This is a genomic window from Lysobacter sp. yr284, from assembly GCF_900107375.1.
GTDB lineage: Bacteria > Pseudomonadota > Gammaproteobacteria > Xanthomonadales > Xanthomonadaceae > Lysobacter.
The window spans coordinates 284,260-305,069 of record NZ_FNPT01000004.1; the positions used below are offsets into that span (position 1 = coordinate 284,260).

Below are 20,810 nucleotides of genomic sequence, written 5' to 3' on the forward strand. Positions count from 1 at the left end.
CATGTGGCATGGCCTGTGGCCGCTGACCTTCAGCGGTCAGGGCGATTATTTTCGGTCGCCCCCGTTCTGGGATGGCCGACCCAGCGGTGCATTGGCCGGTGAGCCGGCCTTCGGGGAGCGCACCGTAGAGGTGCCCCAGCACATCGGCGACCAGCGTCGCGGCGCGATGCAGCCGTTGTTCGGCGATGACTTCTTTGACCGCATCCACGTCGAGCCGCGGGTACTGAACCTCGGCAACGTCAGCAGTGTGCAGCGGCGCGCCGTGCGGGTATGGAATGCGTTCCGCAGCCGGGCGCTGACGTTGACCGACGCGACGCTGTTGGGCGGCGAGGGCATCGTCCTGACTGCGCCCGGCGTGCCGCCGCTGCCGTTCGCCCCGCTGTCGGAGCGAACGTGGCAGGTTGCGGTCGGAACCGATGGCCCGCCGGTGATCGGCGCCACCCTGGCGTTCCGGTTCGACGGCTTCCCCGCACTGCCGGTTGTCATCACTGGCCAACGCATCGTCGCGTTCGCCTTCATGCCGGATTGGTCACGCGGCGTGCTGGAGCGGCTGGCATGGCGCACCGACGTCCTGACCAGCCCGCTGCAGGTCGAGCAACGCCGCGGCCTGCGCTCGACGCCGCGGCGGTCGTTCGAAGCGACGTTGATCGTGGACGGCCGCGAGCGGGTGCTGTTGGATCTGGCCGTGTTCGGCTGGGGCGGACGGACCTGGGCGCTGCCGGTCTGGCCGGACGGCCAGTGGCTGGGCGCCGAGCATGCACTCGGCGTCCGCGTCCTGGCCTGCAATCCAGTCCATCGCGATTTCCGACCCGGCGGTCTGGTGCTGCTGCGCGGCGCCACCGCATTCGACACCGAAGTCGCTGAGATCGAGTCCATCGGCGCCGACCGCATCGTCCTGCGGCATCCGACGACGCGGGCATGGGCGCGCGGCGCTCGCTTGTACCCCGTCCGGACCGCCCGCCTTGCCGAAGCGCCGAAGGTCACCCGCCTGACCGATCAGGCGGCCTCGGTCGCGGTGCGCTTCGAGGTGGTCGAGCCCTGCGACTGGCCGGCACTGAGCGATGCGCCCGTATACCGCGGGCACCCCGTGCTGGCCGATCGCCCGGACGAGTCCGAATCGCGGTCGACCGGATGGCAGCGCGCCTTGCTGTCCCTGGATAACGAGTTCGGCGCCCCGTTCGTACTCGACCCTGCGGACTGGGCGGCCGTGACCCAATCGCACCGCTGGCGCATGCACGGACGGGCCGAGCGAGCGCGCGTCCGGTCCTGGCTGTACGCCCTGCGGGGCCGCCAGCGCGCCGTGTGGCGGCCGACCCACGCTGACGACCTGGTCCTGGTCGCCACCGTCGCCGGCACCGCGACGGCGGCGGACGTGGCCAACGTTGGCCTGGCCCGATTCGGCGGTCTGCGGCCGGGCCGCCGTGATCTGCGCATTGAGCTACGCGACGGCCGCGCCTTTCATCGCCGCATCACCGGCGCGGTCAGCCTGGACGAGGCCGTGGACCGAATCGCGTTCAACGCGGCGCTGGGCGCGGAAGTCCGGCCGCGCGATGTGAAGCGGATCAGCTTCATGGCGTTGTCGCGCGCCGACAGCGACGAATCCGAAATCGAGCACCACACCGACAGCGACGGCGCCGCCGACGCGGCCATCGTGCTACGTGCGGTGCGCGATCCCGACCAAGACGATGGACCCGCCCCCGCGTGAGCTTCGATCAATACGAGCGCTCGACCGCTGCGGGCAACCCTCGGCGGTTGTACGAGTTCGTCCGCGGTGGCCAGCGCTGGCGCTACACCGGCGGTGACCGCGACTTCCAGCTCGATACACAAACCTACCGCGCAGTCGCGATCAGCGACGACGGCATCCGCCAGTCTGGCCACGTCGCCAGCGACGTGCTGACGATCACCGCGCCCGGCGATTTCGATGTGGCCCGGCTCTATCGCGGCTTGCCGCCGTCGACCGAGGTCGCGGTGTTCGTCCGCGACATCCACGAAGGCGACAGCGAAGCGCGCGTCGCGTGGGTTGGCCGGGTCGCTGGCGTCAATCGGCCCAAGCTGGAAACGAGCGAGATCCGCTGCCAGTCGCTGGATGCCGCGCTCGGACAGCCGGGCTTGCGGCTGGCGTGGACGCGTGGCTGTCCCTACACGCTGTACGACCGCAACTGCCGGGTGAACCCCGAGGCGCATCGGGTGCCGGCGACGCTGGCGACGGTCGCCGGCAACGTCGTCACGGCCGGCGCGTTTGGCCTGCTTCCCGATGGCTGGTTGGCCGGCGGATTCCTGGCCTGGGATCTGGGCGAGGCCGGCATCGAGCGGCGCGGCATCCGATTCCACGAGGGCGAGCGATTGATCCTGCTCGGTGCCGGCGACGGACTGCGTGTCGGTCAGGCCCTCGTCGCCTATCCCGGCTGCGCCCGAACCATCGCCATCTGCCACAGCAAGTTCGCCAACGCGCCGAACTACGGCGGCGTTCCGGGGTTGCCCGGCAAATCACCCTTTGACGGCACGCCCGTCTTCTAACTTTCGGATCACTCCATGAACGTCTGGGTCCAGCTCGCGATCTGGCTGGTCAGCTATTTCGTCTCGGCGGCCGCACGGCCGAAACCGCCGCAGCCCAAGCCGGCGGCCTTCGGCGACTTCCAGTTCCCGCAGGCCATCGAGGGCACGCCGCAGGCGGTGATCTTCGGCGACGTGTGGATCTCCGACTGGATGGTCCTCGGCGTCGGTCAGTACCGCACGCAGGCGATCAAGCAAAAAGGCGGCAAGAAGTGATCGTGACCCTGGATCACCTGCGTCGCGCGCCGAGTTTCGGAGCGCGGCCGGGCTTTTGTGCGCAAGGCGGTCGCGAATGGTTTGCCTACTACGGCCTGGACTGGAGCGCATTCGTGCGCGACGGCATCCAGGCCGAGACGCTGGAGGCGACCGGCGACGCGCTGGGCCTGCACCTAGTCGCGTTCGCGCGCGCGGAGGCGGTGGATGGGTAGTCGCAAGAAGCAGACGGTCGGCCATCGCTACCTGTTCGGATTGCACATGGGCCTCGCACGGGGACCAGTGGACGAGATTGTCGAGATCCGGGTCGGGGACCGCGAAGCCTGGAAAGGCTCGATCACCAAGAGCGGCCGCATCCTGATCAACAAGCCCGACCTGTTCGGCGGCGACAAGGGCGAGGGCGGCATCAAGGGCACGCTCGACGTGCTGATGGGCGACGCCGACCAAGCGGTGCTGCCGGCGCTGGCCGCGTTGCACGGCACGCCCACGCCTGCCTTCCGCTGTAGCACCACGCAATACTTCGACGGCCAGATCGCGGCGAACAACCCGTACCCCAAGCCGTGGAAGGAACGCGCGCGCCGCGCGCTGGCCGGGTGGGATGGCGCGCCCTGGTATCCCGAGAAGGCGGTGATCTGGCTCGCCAACGGCGCCATCCGGGCGATGAACCCCGCGCACATCCTGGTCGAGTGCCTGACGAACCGGGATTGGGGGCGTGGCCTGGACCGAGGCCTGCTGGACGAAGCCAGCTATCGACGCGCCGCCGATACACTGCACGCCGAGGGTTTCGGGCTTTGCCTGCGTTGGGCGCGCCAGACGTCGATCAGCGACTTCATGCAAGTCGTCATCGACCACATCGGCGCCGCACAGTACACCGACCGCAGCACCGGCCGCTCGACGCTGCGCTTGCTGCGCGACGACTACCGGATCGAAGACCTGCCGGTGTTCGACTACGAGTCCGGCCTGCTGGCGATCGAGGAGGATGAGGGCGGCGCGCAGGACGGCGCGGTCAACCAAGTCATCGTGACCTGGTATGACCCGATCCGCGATGAAGAACGGCAGATCCGGGTCCAGGATCTGGCCGGCATCCAAGCCACCGGCGGCGTGGCCTCGACCACCACCGAGTATCGCGGCCTGCCGACCGCCGAGCTGGCGGCGCGGGTCGGCACGCGCGATCTGTCGATCGCCTGCTCGGCCTTGAAGCGATTCAAAGTCCGGCTCGACCGCCGCGGTGGCGCCCTCGCGCCCGGCAGCGTGTTCTGTATCCGCGATCCGTTCCGCGAGATCGGCACCCTGGTGCTGCGCGCCGGCACGTTCGATGACGGCAAGCTGGCAGAGGGCGCCATCCTGGTCGCAGCGGTGCAAGACGTGTTCGGCCTGCCGGCGACGAGCTATTTGCAGCCGCAGCCGCCGGTGTGGACGCCGCCGGACCGGAATCCGCAGCCGGCGCCGACGCGGCGGCTGTTCGAGGCCGGTTACCGGGATCTGGCCACCACGCTCGACTCCGCCGCGCTGGCGGCGCTTCTGGCGGACGCGGGCGTGGTGCTGGCCGTGGGCGAACAGCCGGGCGGGCTGGCACTGAACTACATCCTGACCACGCGCGTGGGCGGTGGCGCCTACGCCGAGGCCGGCACCGGCGATTGGTGCCCGACTGCGATCCAGGCTGGCGCGCTGTCGGCGACGACGACGTCGGTCCAACTGGCGGCTGGGCGCGCGCTGGATCAGGTGGCGGTCGGCACCGCGGCCTGGGTCGAGGACGAGCTGGTCCGCGTGGTGGCGATCGACCCGCAGACCCAGACCGCGATGCTGGCGCGCGGCTGCGGCGACACCGTGCCGGTGCCGCATGCCGAGGGCGCCCGGATCTGGTTCTATGACGACTTCGCCGCGGCTGACCCCACGGACTACAGCGTCGGCGAGACCGTCGAGGCCAAGCTGCTGACCCGCACGTCGAGCGCGCAGCTGGACCCGGCGTTGGCGCCGGTGGACAGCGTCAAGCTGACGCAGCGCCAAGCGCGGCCGTATCCGCCGGGCGATCTGAAACTGGCCGGTGCCCGCTATCCGGCCGCCGTAGACGGCGACCTGGTGGTGAGCTGGGCGCACCGCGACCGGCGCCTGCAGAGCGATCAGCTGGTCGACCACGGCCAGGGATCGATCGGCCCGGAGGCCGGCACCGCCTACATGCTGCGCTTGCTGGACGCCATCGCCGGCACGGTCCTCGAGAGCCCCGCGCCAATCACCGGCACCAGCTACGCCGTCCCGCTTAAGGGTGTCTACCGCCTGCGGGCCGAGATCGGCTCGACGCGCGACGGTCTGGCGAGTTGGCAGAAGGCCGCACACACCTTCGACTTCAAGAACGGCCTGCTGCGGTCGGAGACCAGCGACGAGTTGGTGACCGAGGCCGGCGACTACCTGCTGATGGAATGACATGGCGAATCTGAAACTGTCCCAGCTGCCGGCGGCGAGCGCGCTGACCGGCGATGAAATCGTGCCGGTGGTGCAGGGTGGACAAACCCGACGAAGTACGGCCGCGGCGGTGGCCGACGCGCGCAAGGGCGCGTGGGTGGCGCCGTCGCTCAACGCGCCTTGGACGAACTTCGGAGACGTGTTTGCCGCGGTCGGCTACCGAAAGGACGGCAACCGTGTGCAACTGCGGGGTGTGGTCAAGGGCGGAGCTGGCGGAACGGTGTTATTCGTTTTACCTGCGCCGCTCCGTCCGTCCGCGCAGTTGATCATGACGACGCTGAGCGATGCAGGAGCGCCGACTCGAATCGATGTTCGAACGAACGGAGAGGTGTTCGTGGGGCTGCCGCCTAGCGCGCAGGTTGCATGGCTAGCGCTGGACAGCATGAGCTACTGCACGGATACCTAAAGCACAGGGGCAGTAGGTGGCGAGGGAGTGCGCGAGATCGATCGGCAAGGGCGGGTGCAGCGGTTGCCGAGGCAGTAGTAAATAGGCAAAAAAGCTCCGTTGCCGGGGCCTAAGTTAAGTGTTTCAGTTCGCCTTTAGTGCTGAAGTGAGGATCAGTTCCACAGCTCCGTCACCATGAAGCCCACCGGGAGATAGGTTTGCGTCGTACGCAACGAGTTCCTCACGTAGCAGCACGCTGACGTCTTCATCGTCGTAGGCCATGGCATATGCCTTGTCGCCTATTTCTTGCTTCCTCATGAACAGCGGGGTAGGCCATTCTTCTCTGGAGAAGCTCGCTGTGTGCCCAATAATGGGCCAGAGTCCCTTCTTGATAGAGACGTCACCGGAGCGGAGCGCGATCAAAGCATCGGCGACGGAAAGTGGTGCGACCTCCTCCATCGTGCTGGGCGTATCACGCAGTGGCCTGAAGTAGTAGGCCACGACGACCCCGCCCTTTTTGCTCTTCCTAGTGACGATGCCTGTAGCGAACCCGCCGTTCCGCAGGGGGACCGCAAACCATGTGCCCTCGCTGTATTTATGTGCCACTATTTCTGGCTTCCTGGGCTAAAGTCTCGATCCGGATTCGCGAGATGGGGTCTGTTTAACGGGGGGCTCGGAGGCGGCAGGACTCGATGCTATAGCAGCTTCGTAATTATTTCATGCAAAAAGAAAGGCCCCGTTGCCGGGGGCAAGAAATCCGGATTACTCGCTTCGTAAGTTCTAACCGAACTTGCGGTCGCGATACTCGTCCTGGATTACACCCTCGTTGACAAATTTGTCGCCAGAGCAGCCCAGCTCATTTTGAGCGTAGGCTAACGCCTCTCCGGGTGCTGGAAAGTTTTCGGTCGAGCCGTGAGGTGGGTCTGGATCAACGTAGCTGAAGGCATAGACATCGAGAAAATCTGGCCTGCCCTCGTCGAATCTCTCGATCAGCGATACGTCAAAGCTGCCCTCTTTGGTTGGGGTCACGCTGACATATCGAATCACTGTTGTGCCATAAGCGGGGGCAATTTCGATCAATTGATCGACGACTCGGCCGCGCCTAAGTGCAGAAACAGCATCATCAAAAGTTAGATGTCTCATGATCACGGTCCGGGAGGTGGATTGCCCATTTCTTGGCCGCGAAGTTGCCAGTGTAGATTGGCATCCTCGGCACGCATTTGTGGTGTGACGCCTTGATTGTACTTATTTGGATGTGCGCCAGGTATGGCAGAGTGAAACGGTTGTACTTCATGGATGGCTGAGCCAGGCATTTGATCTGCATGATGAAGTTCAAGGGGCACTTCTTTGCCCGCTGCATTTCTCATCGGTATGAAGTCCAATGGTCCCTTGCCTTCTGCGGCGCGCATCAAGTCGCGTTTAGTCCATGGTCCAAAAAAACGTTGCGCGAGAGCTTTAACTCCTAAACCAATTGCTCTTAGGTCGACTGCTCCTGCACTAGCCGCCACGACAGGGCGTCCTTCGGGTCCTGCTGGAGTGAAGAGCAGCCCTAGGCCGACAAACGCCATGGTAGGCTCGTTTGAGCCTGGGTTTTGTGCTGCGGCTCCGAGCGCGCGAATATCGCTGCGCACTCCGCCAACGATGCCACTTCCCGCCTCTAGTAGACGATCCAAAGATGTTTTTCGTTGTTCAGCTTTTTGTTCAGCGTTAGCCTGGTCTATGGATGTCTTATCCATCCTTCCATCGGGATCAACGAATCGGTACGGATTATTCCCGGCGTACTTATAACGATTGAAGTTTCCGCCCGTAACTGCGTTGGCTGTGACCGGGTCAACACTCAAGAATCGCCCAACGGTCGAGTCGTAGTACCGTTGCTGCATGTAGGTCAGGCCAGTCGCCCCGTCCATGGGGTGCCCGGTGTACCCAATGCCGTTGTAGTTCGGCTTACCAATAGCGCTACCGTACGGCTCCCATTCGGTCCGTTCTACCACTTGGCCCGCCGCATTGGTCACTGCGACAGGACTGCCCAGCGCATCGGTGTGCTGATACTTGATCGACACCGCATCGCTGGCCGACTTCGTCCGAGTCGCCAGCAGGCTGCCGCCCAGATACAGGTACTCGTTGCGCTCGCCCGTGCGGCCCTTCGACTCGTATAGCAGCTGTCCCGATTGGCTGTAGATACCGCTGTCGGCCAGACCGTCGGAGATTCGCTGGGTCCAGGTGCGCCGACCATGGGCATCGTAACGGTACACCTCCTTCCCGACGACCCGGCGCAGCCGGTTGCCGTAATCGAAGTGGTACTCCTGCCCGTTCTTGTTGAACAGATTGCCCTGGTCGTCGTAACCCAGGCCGATCACGCTCGGGCCGGCGTCGCCATCGAGGATGTTGGTCAGGCGGTTCTTAGCGTCATAGACGTAGCGATGGTTCTTGACGCTGCCCAGCGACCAACCGCGCAGGTTGTCGACCGCGTCGTAGCTGAAGCGGTGCCAGCAATCGCCGCCGAAGCTGCAGGAACCGGCCGTGGTCAGCCGATCCAGGCCGTCGTAGCTCATCCAGCGGCTGTACTGATCACCACGCTGGCGATCCAGGATCTGGCCGACGTTGCCGTTGGCGTCGTAGCCGGTTTCCAGGTCGATCGCGCCCGCATCGGTACTGCGCGACGGCAGTTGGCGCGCGTTCTGCTGCATCGTGTGAACGATGCCGTTGCCGTAGGTGAATTGTTGCAAGGCGCCGTTGGCGGCGTAGCGATTGCCGCTGGCGAACACCGCGCCGGTGCCGTTGTCCCAGGCGCCGCTGGGCTGGCCCAGGGCGTTGGGGCTATAGCGCACGACCAGACCGGAGGGGTAGGTCTGGGTCGTCAGATGGCCGTTGGCGTTGTAGCCGTAGCCCAAGGACCACGAGTACAGCCCCGTCTGGCGGACCGTCTCGCCCGTGAGCATGCGGCGTCGGTTGTAGCTGTAGGCGTTGGCCACCGCCCCCTGGTTCGCGCCATCGTTGTCGGTGACGACGTCCTTGACCAGGCCGTCGGGGTAGTAGCTCCACGTCTGGTTGCCGCGTCCGTCGGGAAAGTTCAGATGCTTCAACCTGTTGCGTGCGTCGTACGTTCGCATGACGCGGCGACCGGACGCGGCCGCCTCGGTGCGATTGCACTGCATGGTGTCGGGCAAGTTCAAACCCGCCGCCGACCACAGCAGATTGCCGGCTTCGTCGTACTCCATCACCGTCGCACCGGTCTCGGGCTCGATGGTCTTGCATAACTGCTGGTACTGGTCGTAGACGTAGCGGCGAGAGATCCGCAGCGGCGCAGGAACCTTGAAGGTGCCGGAATTGCCGATGAGCAGATTCCCTGCCCCGATCGGCGACACCCCGTGGATGTAGATGCCCTGGTTGGCATAGGCCTGCTGCTGCGCCGGCGTGATCGGCACCGAGAACCGGTAAGCCGCGCCCTGCGCTTCGCAGGCGGCGGCGATGCCGGCATCGCTGGGCAGCGATGCGGTGTGTCCGCTGACGCGGGTCCCCTGCGGCCAGCCCCCGCCGAAGTACAGTTCCACGTCGATCGACGCATTGTGGCCGCTGGTGCAGGCCCAACCGGTGACCCGGTACTCGCCGTTGCCGGCGGGCTGCACGCCTTCGATGTTGCCGCGGACCGTCGTCTGCGCAACGGTCACCGGAACCGCCGCCGAGGTGGTCTGCTTGCCGTTGTTGTCGGTGGCGACTGCGGTGAAGCTGTAGTTGCCCGGACCGACGTTGTTCCAGGTGAAAGGATATGGCGCCGCCGTGGCGGTGCCGAGCGACTGGCCGTTGACGTAGTACGCGACGCTGACGACGTAGCCGTCGGGGTCGGCCGCGTCCGCTGTTAGCCCGATCTGCGCAGGATTGATGAATGGCGCGCCGGCCGGTGCGCGCAACGCGACGGTCGGCGGCTTCTCGCCCGGCGCGATGACGGTGAACTTGCGCGTGGCCGAGGCGGTGCGGTTGAGGTTGTTGCGCGCGATCACCGACACCGCATAGTTGCCGGGCTGCAGATTCGACAAGGTGTACTGCAACTCAGGCCCTTGCACCTGGTGCAACTGCCCACTGGCGCCGTTGAGAACGATCGAGGTGACGAACACGTTGTCGTCAAGGACGGTCGCCGTCGCCTTGATCGCCACGTTCGCGGGCGCGACGTACTGCGCGCCCTCGCTCGGGTAATCGAACGCCACATGGATATACGGATTGGGCTGTTGCGCCGCCGCTCCCGCGGCGAACAGCAGGTACGACGCAACGACCAACCACCACTTACTGATCCGGCTCATCCGGCACTCCCTTACCTTGCTGCATTGGCCGCGCCTGGGCGCAGCCGACTTGATCGATTGGTCCGAATCGCCGCGGCTCAGCCGTTCGGCCCCGAGCGGACGATTTCCAGCGGCTTGCCGAACACATCGCGCGCGATCGTGGTCGATACGCCGGCCGGCGCCTCGATCAGCACCGGGCTGCCGAAATCGGGTTCGTCGAAGACCTGGAAGCGCTCGTTGGTCGCGTAGCCGCGCGGATTGGTGGTGCGGCGCTGGAAGCCGGACAAGTACTCCACCGACGTGGTCAGCACGCCCAGTTCGGAGTCCTGTTCGCTGGCGATAGGCCGGTCCAACGCGTCGTAGCGGGTACGCACGCCGGTCAGCGCGGCGCCGATGTCGGCGACATCGCGGCGCGGATAGGACTGGAACACCAGCCGGCCGAGACCGTCGTAGCGCTTGACCACCTGGCTCAGGGTGTCGGCACGGTCGGTGACGTCGTACGTCTCCTCCAGCACCGGACGCCAATAGGCATCGAAGAACACCCGGTCGCGCTTGTTGCCCTCGCTGCGCACCTGGCTCCAGTGCCCCGCCGGCAGGCCGAATGCGGCCGCGCCACTGGCGCTGAAGTCGCTCGACACCGGGTTCCAGGCGACGCTGTCGCCGGAGGGATAGGTCAGCCCGGCCAAGCGCCCCATCGCGTCGTAGCGATAACCGGAACTGTAGCCGTTCTCGTCGGTGGTCGAGGCGATCAGGCCGAGATCGTCGACGCTGGCCGACTCGCCCGTGCTGTCGGCGTAGCCGATGGCCTGCGGAATGCCGCGCTTCCATTGCGACAAGACCGTGGCCTGCCCCTTGCCGTCCTTGACGCTCGCCACCGTGCCGTCGGCGTTATAGGTCAGTTCCTGCTGCAGCCGGCCGAACGCGTAGAGCTTGGCCGGCAAGGCGCTGGCGGCGTAGTAGTCCACCTGCGACACGACCAGCCCCGTGTCCTGGTTGACCTGGCGTTTGCCCTGTCCCAGCACCCAGCGCGCGGTATCGTCGTAGTACTCGCTCAGCTCGGTGCGGCTGAAGCCCAGCGAACTCGACCGGACGGTCTTGGTCGGGCGCGCGAAGGTATCGAGGGTCGCCGTCTGCCGGTCGAAGCTCGCGCCGTCCTGCGACACCGTGCGGCCGATTTCCGGACGCCGATATTCGGAGCCGAAACCGTCGCCGCGCGGTTGCTGCGTGCTGCCGAGCGACGCCGCGAACTGCTGCCCGGGCAAGGCCCAGGCATAGCGGTAGGCCTCCGTCCGCGCGATTGCGCTCGCGCTGCTGCCGCGCTCGATCTTGAGCAGCTTGCCCTCGTTGTAGCGATAGCTGTTGCCGAAGGTATATCGGGTCCAGCTCGACTCTGGGCCTTGCACGACCGTGGTCGAGGTGCCGGCGCAGGTGTCGGAGGTGCATCGCGGTTGGCTGCAATCGCCGCTGGTGCAGACCGGGCCGGTGCCGGGTGCGAAGGATATCTGCGCCCCATAGGCGTAGTTCCACTCCGCCGCGGCCACGCCAGGGCCGGACAGCTGCTTTTTCTTGAGCGCGAAGCCGTCGTAGGCCAGCGCGTAATAGGCAACATCGTCGTTGGGGTTGTTGTTCGGCGTGCTGTAGTTGCTGCACACCATCGGAACGTTGGACCGGCCCATACGCTGCACGCCCACCGTGAATACGCCGCGCGCACCGGCGGGATGGGTGAGGGTCACGCTCAGGTCACCTGGGCCGACGACGATGCCGGGATCGCCACAGCTACGCACGAGTTCCTCCGGGCGCGTGGATTGCTCGTAAAGAATCGTGGCGTTGGCCAATGCCGACATATCCAGGGCCCAGCGCGAGCCGTCGGGCAGGATCACCGCCGAGAGGCTGGTCGCGACGCTGCTGGGGCGGCTGTATTCATAGGTCCAACTGCGCGCGCCCTCGTTGACCTTGGCGACATGGCCGGCGGCGTTGTACTCCAGGGTCAGCGCGCGGCCATCGCTGGCATCGATCCGGGTGAGCCGCACCGGCGCGGTCGCGGCATTGGTGTAGGTGTAGCTGACCCAGTTACCGAAGCGGTCTTCCACGCGCGAGGCGTACAGCGAGACTTGTCGACGCCCCAAATAGGTCACGTTGCCGCTGGCGCTGCTGCCGCCGGCCGTGGTTTTTTCCAGGGTGGGTTCGAGCAACTGCGCCTGCCAGTCGAACCAGTACTTGGTGCCGTCCGAAGTCAGGGCGAGGAATCCTTCGCCGCCTGCGTTCTTCTGATTTGGCAAGCAGGAAAAGAACGTCAGGTCCGCAGTCAGCCAGGGATACGGGCCGCCGGTGGAGGGAGTGGCCGGCACCGTGCCGTTGGCGACCATCATGTCCTGCGCGCCGCGCCCGGGCAGGATCATGCGGTTGCCCTGCCAGTACTCGTGCGGATAGAAAAACGCGGGCTGCTGGATCAGCGGTGGCTGGCCGTTGCCCTGGTGAGTGCAGGGGCTGCCCCATCCGGTGCCGACAGCGAACACACCGGTCAGGCGCGGCAACTCGATGTCCCAATCGGCGAACGGCAGTTCGTTCGGTCCGTAGCCCTTGCGATTGCCGACCGCGAACGAGCGCGACACCGCGACGCTGAGGCCGCTTTGATTGCCCGGAACGCTGGCGTCGGTGGCGGAGAAGCTCAGCGCGCCGCTGGCGAGATCGACCGAATCGCCGAACAGGTCCGCGGTCAGCGCGACGACTTTGCCGCGGCCCTGAATGAGTTTGTCGTACTCCTCCCAGGGCGCTTTGTTGCCTTGGCTCCACGTGATCGTGGGCCACAACATCATGCAAATCGCATAGGCCAGCCAACGAGGGCTATTTCCAACCCGGTTCCCCGGGTAGTTCAGAGTCGTGTTCATTCGCTCGTCCTTGTTGGTCCTACGGCTCTGCCATTACGTATCGGCAGCGCATCCGCTGAGGTCCAGTCTCAACAAAATGAATCTCGCATTGCGATATGGCGTGCCCTTCGCCCGCCGCCTGCCGAGTTCGTTCAACAGCAGAAGGGGCGGCGCACCATGGTGGAGTCGAGGGCTGCGTCAGCCTAGTCACAGGACGGCTGAGTTTCTGTAGGAAAACTCTGATTTTTGCTGCGCGTTTGTCTACGCATTTTCAACGTCTGCTTGCCACATTTTGTGCGGCGCCTGGATTCGACTCAGCGAAAAGCAAATTTGAAATGATCAAGTTGATGGCGGCACGGTCGTGTTGGTTAAGTCGGTCCCGGAAGCCTTAGGCCGAGGACGAAAATGATTCGTGTGTTCGTGATCGACGATCATCCGCTGGTGCGTATCGGGATGACTTGGGTGCTGGAGACGCAGAAGGATTTCCGCGTCGTGGGCGAGGCCGCGAATGGAAAAGAGGCGTTGGTCGCCATCGCGCGCCGCCGTGTGGATGTGGTGCTGTGCGACTACCACCTACCGGACATGGACGGCTTGGAGGTCACCCGCCGGTTGCTAACGGGGCATCCCGACCTGAAGGTCTTGATCGTCTCGGTGGTCGATGGAGGCCCGGTACCGCGCCGGTTGCTGGCGGCAGGTGCGATGGGCTACGTCTCGAAGGCGCGCGACGGCAGCGCAGTCGTGCGCGCGGTCCGGGAAGTGGCCGCCGGGCACCGCTATCTGGACGATGCGCTGGGCGCACGGGTGCTGTTCGAGACGACGCCGTTCGACCAACTCAGTCCGCGCCAGTTGGAGGTCGCGATGTTGATGGTGCAGGGCAAGCGCAATGCCGACATCGCACTGGAGCTGGACCTGACCGAGTCGACCATCCGCACCGTGCGGGCGAAGGTGATGGCCAAGCTTGGCGTTCAGACCGACATCGCGCTGGCGCGGTTGGCGATGGACTGCGGCCTGATTCCGCCCGCCGGAGACGGCGGCGCGTTCCGTTCGAATCGCTCCACGTGATAGAGAGGTGAGACATGAGGTCGGCGACCCGTTCCCCTACATCCAGGAACTTCGGCCGTATGCCGACTGGGTGGGCGAGGAGTACGCGAAAGGGGCGCCGCCGGCGATCAGTAGGCGCTGGTTAGAAGCCGTTCCCCTGGAGGGGCAATGTCGAAGGCAAACCGCTCTTTTGGGTCCAACGCTAAGCCTTTGAAAATAAAGGACGGTCGGGCCGAGGCGTTGGACCAAAAAACCAACGCCCTGAGAAAAGAGAGAGAAAACCGGGGTTGATCTGCCCCGTTTCGGCCGAAACCGCGCCGACCTTGGTCCAACGCCAAAACGCAAAAACCGCCGAAAACGAGGCGTTTTCGACGGTCGCTGCTCTCGAAACAGAGAGGTTCGAACAGGGGGTGTTGGCGCGCCCACGGCCACCGGATTCGAACCGGTAGGTTCACGGCTGGCCACAAATATCCGGCTCTAGTTACATTCCGTGGGTGGGGCATTGCAAGTTGAAGCGCAATTTCCGATTTCGTCTGGCGCCGATACGAATGAACCGTTCGGTCTGCGAAGAATCGGAAGCCAATGACGAAATCGTTCTGTTGTGGTGTAGGCAGTCGGCGGCGTCCAGATGCCCCAGATGGGGTGTGCTGAAGAGTTCTCCGCCCGTGGCTGCCAGCTCCGAACTAATAAGGTCACGAGAAGCCGTCTACAGGAACGGCAGTCTCGGGAACGCCTTGCTATCTATTAGCTAGACTGAAACGTGCTTAGCGTGACAGCATGCTCGGCCGAGCCAGATGGCCCTGAATCACTAGCACGCAGATCGACACTGCACCCTGCGCATGAGTGCGGATATCCAGAAGCATTTCGGGCGGCATAGGAGCCGTCTTCTTTTCGCTACTGTCGAGTACACACAAGATGGCCGTACGCTTGGACTTGGCGACGGCATAGCTGACGGTTTGGGCAAGGAACGGGGCGCATTGATCCACTGAACTGATCAATGTGTCGACGGCCTTGAGCTCGATCGGTATACCGCGCAATGACAAGTCAGTGATGCCGCCCGCGGCATGGGCATGCTCGTCCAGGTCCGCACCGATCAACGGAAGACGACGCAACTCCGCGCGCACATACCGCTGAAACGCCGCCTCATCCCATGATCCTTTGAACTCTGCGTCTTGAACCGCGCGGCCGGCCAGGTTGCACAGAGCGGCAAGCACAAGCAGCACATCGGCGGTTTCTGATTGCGGCACGCCGGGGCGACGGCGCAGCGCGTCACGCAGTGTATATAGGGCTTGATCCAACCCATGATAGCCACAGACCTGCAGCTTGGAGGCATCGGCACCGTCCACGATCAGCGTGCGGTGGCCGACGACGGCCACCGGTTGATCCCCGCGCTCCGGGATGAACTCAGCGGTGTATTTGAACTCGAAGGGGCGTGCGTGCATGCCCTGAGGCAGTAGCAACGCGGCGCGGCCGCTCTGCCGCATCGTATGTGGCGCGTCCCCTTCGGGCTTTTGGAATTGGAAGCTGGGGAAGTCGTAAGTCGATTTTGGTTCCACCGATATCGGCGTCAGTCGCAATTCGCGCTTGTCTTGCGGCCAGCGAGAAACGCGCACTTCGATCTCCAGGTCGTGCACCTCCCGGGGAGCCAGCTGGTGCACTTCCGCGGCTGGTTGTCCATCGAAATGAAATTTCAAAAACGCGACGGTCAGGTCGACTAACGGCTCTTCTTTCGGGCGTTCCAGGTCCGCGCGGGTGGCCCAGTCCGGCTTCACTGGGTGCACGAAGATCCCGATAGGCAGCGGCACTTTGGTTAGCGCGCGGGCAATGTCGCCCACCTGTTCAGCCGATTCTAGTGTCGTCAAGCCTGCGATGGCCGCACGCAGCTGTGCCGCAGCATCGTTTTGGTCGTAGTCGTTCAACCAGAGTCGGTAACGCTCGCGAGCGCTGCGCACATACCGATCGGCGTCCGGTTCTGCCTCAAGCACTGCTCGCCGCCAATGCGCCAGCATGTCGATGATGCGCAGGATGCCGCCGAACGCGTTGTACGTCGTGGCGGCCGCCGCACTCGACACGGCCACAGACACCGCGTCTAGCGACACGGCCAGCGCTTTGAGATCATGGGGCGGCCACTGACCATGCGCGATCGCCGCAAGGGCCTCTACGGCTTGTAGTCGTGGTAGCAAGGACTCAGGGGAAAGGGAATTCTTCATTGACCTTTAACAGTTTCGCAAGTTCGTCGTCAGCGCGTATCCAGGCCTGACCCAGCGCCATGGCTTCGTTCAGTTGACCCTCGCCGATCAGATACTCGAACCGTACACGGCGTTCAAGTTGCTGTGCCTGCAGGCGTCGAGTCCGTTCGCGCACAGTTTTAGGGAAAGCGGCTACGTGCAACGCGGCTACTTGCGCCGCGTCCCGCCACGCGTAATCACGCGTGAGCAGTTCCACGAACCTGCTACACAGCTCAGTGTTGCTCGGGTCAGTGGCCACCACCTCCAGGACTGCCGGGCCTTCGGACGCGCACGCACCCAGGGGAAGGTCAGCTACAAGTTCGAGTGCGTTTTTAAGTTCGTAGTCTTGCCGGCAGCGCCGAATCCATTCCAAGACCAGCGCCACCCAGCCATCGAGATGCTGAAATTTTTTGAGTAAGTATCGGTGTCCGCTGCGCAAAAGTACTGAGGGCTCCAACTCTGCGATTAAAGCCAGCAACACTTGGCCCTGCGCCTTAGGCAGGGTGCCTTCCTCGTGATAGGTCGTTACTTTAGCTTCTATGCATTCGAGCAGGAACTCGGAGTCGTCTGTCCCTCGGTAGGCGACGATGAGGCCATCCAGGGCGGCGACCGTCACCCGGCGTAAGTGAGCCGGAAGCCGGAGTCGCCCCAGCGCTGCCACCGCCGATTTATGTACGACGACATAGGGATCGAAGAGCATCAGGACTAGGCTATCGGCAACTAAGTCCGGCAGATCGGAGAATCGTTGGCTGCCAATGTTCTTGAGCGCATCGGCAGCAGCGGCGCGCCCGGCGACTGAGGCCCCGACCATGGCGCTATACATGTACGGCAGTATCACCTTTAACCCAGTGCTAGTCGCGAGCAGTGGCGCGATCTCCCGCATGATCGCAGCTTCGAACGTTTCGCTGAGCCGATCGCGTTGGCTGAGAAACTCCTCGAAGCGGGCGAGGCTCTCGGCATCGGCGAGGGCGCCGTGTACAGCCATCTTGAGCAGCGCGGCGCGCAAGTGCCACAAACGCGAACGGCGGCTGGCCTTCTCCATCTTCGCCAATGGATCCGACGGCGTCAGTACGCTGGACTCCTGCTCTGGTTCCTGAAGCTTGGAATCCAGAACCGCGGCGGTACCTAACAACACGTCCATCGCCGCTTTAACCGCCGGTGCGAGCGCCGTACTCTGATATCGAAACACGCTCAGTATGTGTTGGGATACTGCGTCGTTGTCGGAGTTGGTCGACAGCGCGGCCAGTCGCCGGATCGCCACGCCAAACGCTTGGATGTAGGCGGGGTCTAACACCGCCTCAGCGTCCAGATCCTTATCCGAGAAGCGGAACACGTGATCATAGACGCCTGCCAAGCGGCCTTCGCCGTCGTCTGAAGCACTTTCGAACTGGCGCATCAGTTCGTCATCGGCCAATTCGGGCGCGGCCAAGAATGCGTAGGCCAACGCCACTTCGAGGTCGTGGACGATCTTGCGCAGTTCGGATTCGCGTTCGAAATCGACTAGGACGTCCAACCGGGACAGATGCCCCGCCAGCGGACGCAAAAAGGGCCGGATCCAGCGGGTATTTTGAGTGATCAACATGCCCATCGCCCGGCTGGTCGTGCCCACGCGCAGTCGATCGCGACGTGAGAGTAAGGCGAGCAAGCCTCGTTGGACAGCCTCGGGAAATCGATCCGCCACCTGCATCAGTGGATTGGGATCACCATCGTCTTGGCGGGTGCGATCGAATTCCGAGCGAGGCGGCGACGCAACGTATGCCAGGCCCATTGCGGCTTCGGGGACGTCCGCGACATCGACGTAGTCCAGCCGCTGGGCCACCGTAGTCGCCGCTAATTTAAGCGCATACCCTTCGCGCAGGCATTTCATCGCACAGCGAACCAGTCGCCGCTGGTCCTGGGTGTCGGCAAGGATGGTCAGCGCCGCCACCTCCAGCCAGTGATCGTCGTCTTCTAGGACCGAGAATAGGTATTCCGTGAGCGCCGGGACGAGAATTTCCGGTGCCAGGCGAGCACTTTCAATCAAGCTGGTCTCCGCCTGCTCGCTGCGCTCTGCGTCGAGCCGATCGAGGTCATCCATAAAGGCTTTTGCAAGCACTGGCAGGGTAGCTCGCAAGTCAGCGCGGACGGCTGCACGCGCCTTCAGCTCTGCCTCCTTGATGCATTGCGCCTCGTGCGCACGCTTCTCTGCGTCCTGTCGATCAGCGTCGCGTCGTGCCACCAGCATGGTGAGGTTGGGCAGTCCGACCGCCACACGATGCGAACAGCCCACGCAGTTCGCATCATAGAAGCGCACCGCGGATTCTTCCAACAGCCAAGTGGCAATGCCCGAGGCCGACGCGAAATCGCACACCATAGCGTGGTGTCCGATGGGCAGCCCGGTCTGCATCTCGATCATCCCCGTACCACCGAATTTCTCGATGCGGGCGTGACGACACCAATTGTGGATCAGGCGCTTGGCGTTCTGGTTGCGTTCGCCATCCTGGATCGTGCGCTCGATATCCCGATCTCGGCTCACCGGATTGCTCCTGTCACGACTTTCCATTTTCCCGACAAAGTCTACCCGTCGTCTGCACTGGGCTTGACTAGACCTTCTGGGTCAGACGCCTGCTTGGATCATGAACGCTGATATGTGCGCAACATCTTCAACCGTCAACGCAAACCACTCGTTCCTGACTCGCCTGTCAGCGAACTGGGCATGGAGCGACAGTTCGTCTTGTTGCGCTTTAGCAGAAGCGAACTGTTGCAGAAGTGTAAGCGGCTCAGGATTCGCGCACTGCAACTGTCTTAGGCGATTCTGTACTGAGCGGGACGACCCGATCTTGCAGTAGCCGGTAGTCGACTGAATCAAGTAGACATACCCAAACGTGTCTTTGGGCGCCGGATGCGGCGGTTGGTATTTTCTGATGTACTTCTCCCACCCCGGCCAATCCGACGTACCGTAGTTTTCCGGGCCACCCAGGTGGTCGGATTCCCATGCGTGCAGGCGCTCACGCTCGTCACATGGCAACGCGGCGTAGCAACCGATCATCGCCGACGCGTATTCCAGAAACGATATTCCCATGGTCCTCGGTACCGGAAGATCGGTGCCATGGCGCGGCACCGGAAATGACACCGGCCCACGACATCATGGGCCGGCTCGAATCGCGACTAAGACACCTTCTTCATTTCCTTGCGCCGGGCGAAGAACTCTCTGAGATATCTATTCCGCGGATCCGATTTCTTTACGCTGGCCACAGTGACAGCGTCAGCATCCAACAGGGCGGACAACTCGTCCTCCCAACATAGGGCCCGGTGCGCTCGCAGGAACTCGTCGAACTCCCTCCATTCCGTTCCCGTTGGGCCCGTCTTATCTCCTCGAACGAACAGATCGCTGGCGCAGAGTGGACCTTTCTTGCCCTCAACATACAGAACCCCGAGCACTGCGACGATTCCCTGCAGTGTCTTGGCCTCGCGCCGCCCGCTGCGAGTGATCAGATTCAGGGCCACATCCGTCACGTCGTGCCCGTACGTCGCACCCATGAACAGGACGTCGTCGTACTCCAGCCAAGCATCGCCTTGCGTGTAATGAGCATCTACAAGCATGCGTCGGTAACCCTGTGCGTACGCGCTTTCTATCGACGGCAAGAACGGCAACTGCTTGATCGGCTCAGGCACCATCCAGTCCTTGGCCGGCGTGCTCCGGTGTCGCGGCATGATTCTGGCTGCCGGACCGGCGTGTTCCGTCAGTGACAACGCAGCAGATAGTTGTTCGTAGGCAGTGTGTTCGGTGATTCTCGACGCGCCGAAGAGCACCATGCCGTGGGTCCGCGACATCAGTTCCTTGCGCAGCGGCTCGAGCGCCGCCCTCGGAATCGCATCCAGGTCCGTCTGCGCCTGGATCAACTCCGGTTCGGGATACCCTCGCGAGAATGGTCGGCGATCCTGGAGTTCGCCTTCTTCGCTGACGACGCCTTGCAACGCCGTATGGATGTCTGACTCTTCTTGCCGCAATTTCCTGACCATCAGGTCAATATCCTCGCAGAGCCGATCCGGCGTCGGCGTGTCCACCAGGACGGCCACGCGATGTTCTGAATTTAGCGCGTGAAGACATGCCATTTCCAGTCGTTCCGCGGTGCTCTTCCACGTGGACTGATCCAGCTTGATGGGGCCGACTACCAATAAGGTTCCGCTGGGCAGTCGGTCGATCCCGGTCGACCACAGGCCATATTCGCCAAGGTCGATGCTCCCTTCCCATCCATTCGCGGCTTCCTCTGCGTAGACGAGCCCCCCGTCCGTGGCGTCCTCGTAGCAAGCAAGCAGCGCATTGATCGCCTCCGGTGAAGTTGTCACATAGACACCCGGCAACGGACCGCCCGGCCACACTTCGAGCGAGCCGGCGGACGGCGTGTCCTCGCCCTTAGTGAGCGCGGCGAACAATTCCTTCGGCCCTACCTGGAGCGAGAACTTCTTGTTGATCCGATAGGCCAGTCGCGAAACTGACGTTGTGTCAAGTTCGCAGGCTGCGACACGTCGCGGGAACGCCATTACTTCCGGCCAGTTACGCAGGCCGGGTAAGGCGGCGATCAGATCCAGCGCCTGGCTGTGTCCGATGGAGCATGACGATTGCTGGAGCTGGGCGCGAATACGGCCGGCCAGCAGCTTTAACTGCGGAATGTCCATTGTTTGTTCTCCTGGGCGATACGACCGGTGCACGCATTGCGGGCCGCCCATGGAAACAATGGTTTCTGGGTTGGTCTGCAGTATTTTCCGTCTTCGTCTTGCCCTGAGGGCGCGTGCGGCAGGCGACGGC

At 63.7% G+C, this 20,810-nt stretch carries 15 protein-coding genes; 7 read left to right on the forward strand and 8 right to left on the reverse strand.

From position 1 onward, the window contains the following. The first annotated feature begins 1 nt into the window (after window position 1). From BLV01_RS09650 to BLV01_RS25350, 6 genes are read left to right on the forward strand one after another with little or no spacing between them, the layout of a single operon-like run. A complete protein-coding gene (locus BLV01_RS09650) occupies window positions 2–1,705 on the forward strand; it encodes a hypothetical protein (RefSeq protein WP_139178583.1) in 1,704 nt (567 codons plus the stop codon). After that, window positions 1,702–2,517, forward strand: a complete 816-nt coding sequence (locus BLV01_RS09655; RefSeq protein ID WP_175485841.1) for a phage BR0599 family protein — start codon at window positions 1,702–1,704, stop codon at window positions 2,515–2,517. The genes BLV01_RS09650 and BLV01_RS09655 overlap by 4 nt, the downstream gene beginning before the upstream one ends. A gap of 15 nt (window positions 2,518–2,532) precedes the next feature. Further along, window positions 2,533–2,769, forward strand: coding sequence for a hypothetical protein (locus BLV01_RS09660; protein WP_091798035.1), 237 nt, complete (start codon window positions 2,533–2,535; stop codon window positions 2,767–2,769). Next, the gene (locus BLV01_RS09665; RefSeq protein WP_091798038.1) at window positions 2,766–2,981 is read left to right on the forward strand and encodes a hypothetical protein; all 216 of its coding nucleotides are present in this window, start codon (window positions 2,766–2,768) and stop codon (window positions 2,979–2,981) included. The genes BLV01_RS09660 and BLV01_RS09665 overlap by 4 nt, the downstream gene beginning before the upstream one ends. Further along, complete coding sequence (locus tag BLV01_RS09670; protein ID WP_091798041.1) at window positions 2,974–5,187, forward strand: phage tail protein; 2,214 nt, start codon at window positions 2,974–2,976, stop codon at window positions 5,185–5,187. The genes BLV01_RS09665 and BLV01_RS09670 overlap by 8 nt, the downstream gene beginning before the upstream one ends. A gap of 1 nt (window position 5,188) precedes the next feature. Next, window positions 5,189–5,632 carry a hypothetical protein gene (locus BLV01_RS25350; protein WP_139178584.1) on the forward strand — a complete coding sequence of 148 codons (444 nt, stop codon included), beginning with the start codon at window positions 5,189–5,191 and terminating at the stop codon, window positions 5,630–5,632. A gap of 123 nt (window positions 5,633–5,755) precedes the next feature. On the opposite strand, the gene BLV01_RS09675 is transcribed toward BLV01_RS25350, so the two are convergent. The 4 genes from BLV01_RS09675 to BLV01_RS09685 all read right to left on the reverse strand — a co-directional run bounded on the left by BLV01_RS09675 (window position 5,756) and on the right by BLV01_RS09685 (window position 12,773). Then, window positions 5,756–6,217: an immunity 26/phosphotriesterase HocA family protein gene (locus BLV01_RS09675; protein ID WP_175485842.1), complete on the reverse strand. Its 462-nt coding sequence runs from the start codon at window positions 6,215–6,217 to the stop codon at window positions 5,756–5,758. A 174-nt stretch (window positions 6,218–6,391) separates the two neighbouring features. Beyond that, complete coding sequence (locus tag BLV01_RS25355; protein ID WP_139178585.1) at window positions 6,392–6,754, reverse strand: hypothetical protein; 363 nt, start codon at window positions 6,752–6,754, stop codon at window positions 6,392–6,394. A 2-nt stretch (window positions 6,755–6,756) separates the two neighbouring features. Further along, window positions 6,757–9,906, reverse strand: a complete 3,150-nt coding sequence (locus BLV01_RS09680; RefSeq protein ID WP_091798047.1) for an RHS repeat domain-containing protein — start codon at window positions 9,904–9,906, stop codon at window positions 6,757–6,759. A 77-nt stretch (window positions 9,907–9,983) separates the two neighbouring features. Then, window positions 9,984–12,773 carry an RHS repeat domain-containing protein gene (locus tag BLV01_RS09685; protein WP_254782574.1) on the reverse strand — a complete coding sequence of 930 codons (2,790 nt, stop codon included), beginning with the start codon at window positions 12,771–12,773 and terminating at the stop codon, window positions 9,984–9,986. 384 nt (window positions 12,774–13,157) lie between these two features. On the opposite strand from BLV01_RS09685, the gene BLV01_RS09690 reads away from it, so the two are divergent. Continuing rightward, a complete protein-coding gene (locus BLV01_RS09690) occupies window positions 13,158–13,814 on the forward strand; it encodes a response regulator (protein ID WP_091798053.1) in 657 nt (218 codons plus the stop codon). 743 nt (window positions 13,815–14,557) lie between these two features. On the opposite strand, the gene BLV01_RS09695 is transcribed toward BLV01_RS09690, so the two are convergent. The 4 genes from BLV01_RS09695 to BLV01_RS09710 all read right to left on the reverse strand — a co-directional run bounded on the left by BLV01_RS09695 (window position 14,558) and on the right by BLV01_RS09710 (window position 20,680). Then, window positions 14,558–16,003, reverse strand: coding sequence for a hypothetical protein (locus BLV01_RS09695; RefSeq protein ID WP_091798056.1), 1,446 nt, complete (start codon window positions 16,001–16,003; stop codon window positions 14,558–14,560). Continuing rightward, window positions 15,981–18,536, reverse strand: a complete 2,556-nt coding sequence (locus BLV01_RS09700; RefSeq protein ID WP_139178586.1) for a hypothetical protein — start codon at window positions 18,534–18,536, stop codon at window positions 15,981–15,983. Before BLV01_RS09700 ends, BLV01_RS09695 begins: the two co-directional genes overlap by 23 nt. 81 nt (window positions 18,537–18,617) lie before the next feature. Next, on the reverse strand, window positions 18,618–19,082 hold the full coding sequence (locus BLV01_RS09705) for a GIY-YIG nuclease family protein (RefSeq protein ID WP_091798062.1): 465 nt from the start codon (window positions 19,080–19,082) through the stop codon (window positions 18,618–18,620). 86 nt (window positions 19,083–19,168) lie between these two features. Continuing rightward, window positions 19,169–20,680, reverse strand: a complete 1,512-nt coding sequence (locus BLV01_RS09710; protein ID WP_091798064.1) for a glyoxalase superfamily protein — start codon at window positions 20,678–20,680, stop codon at window positions 19,169–19,171. Window positions 20,681–20,810 lie beyond the last annotated feature (130 nt).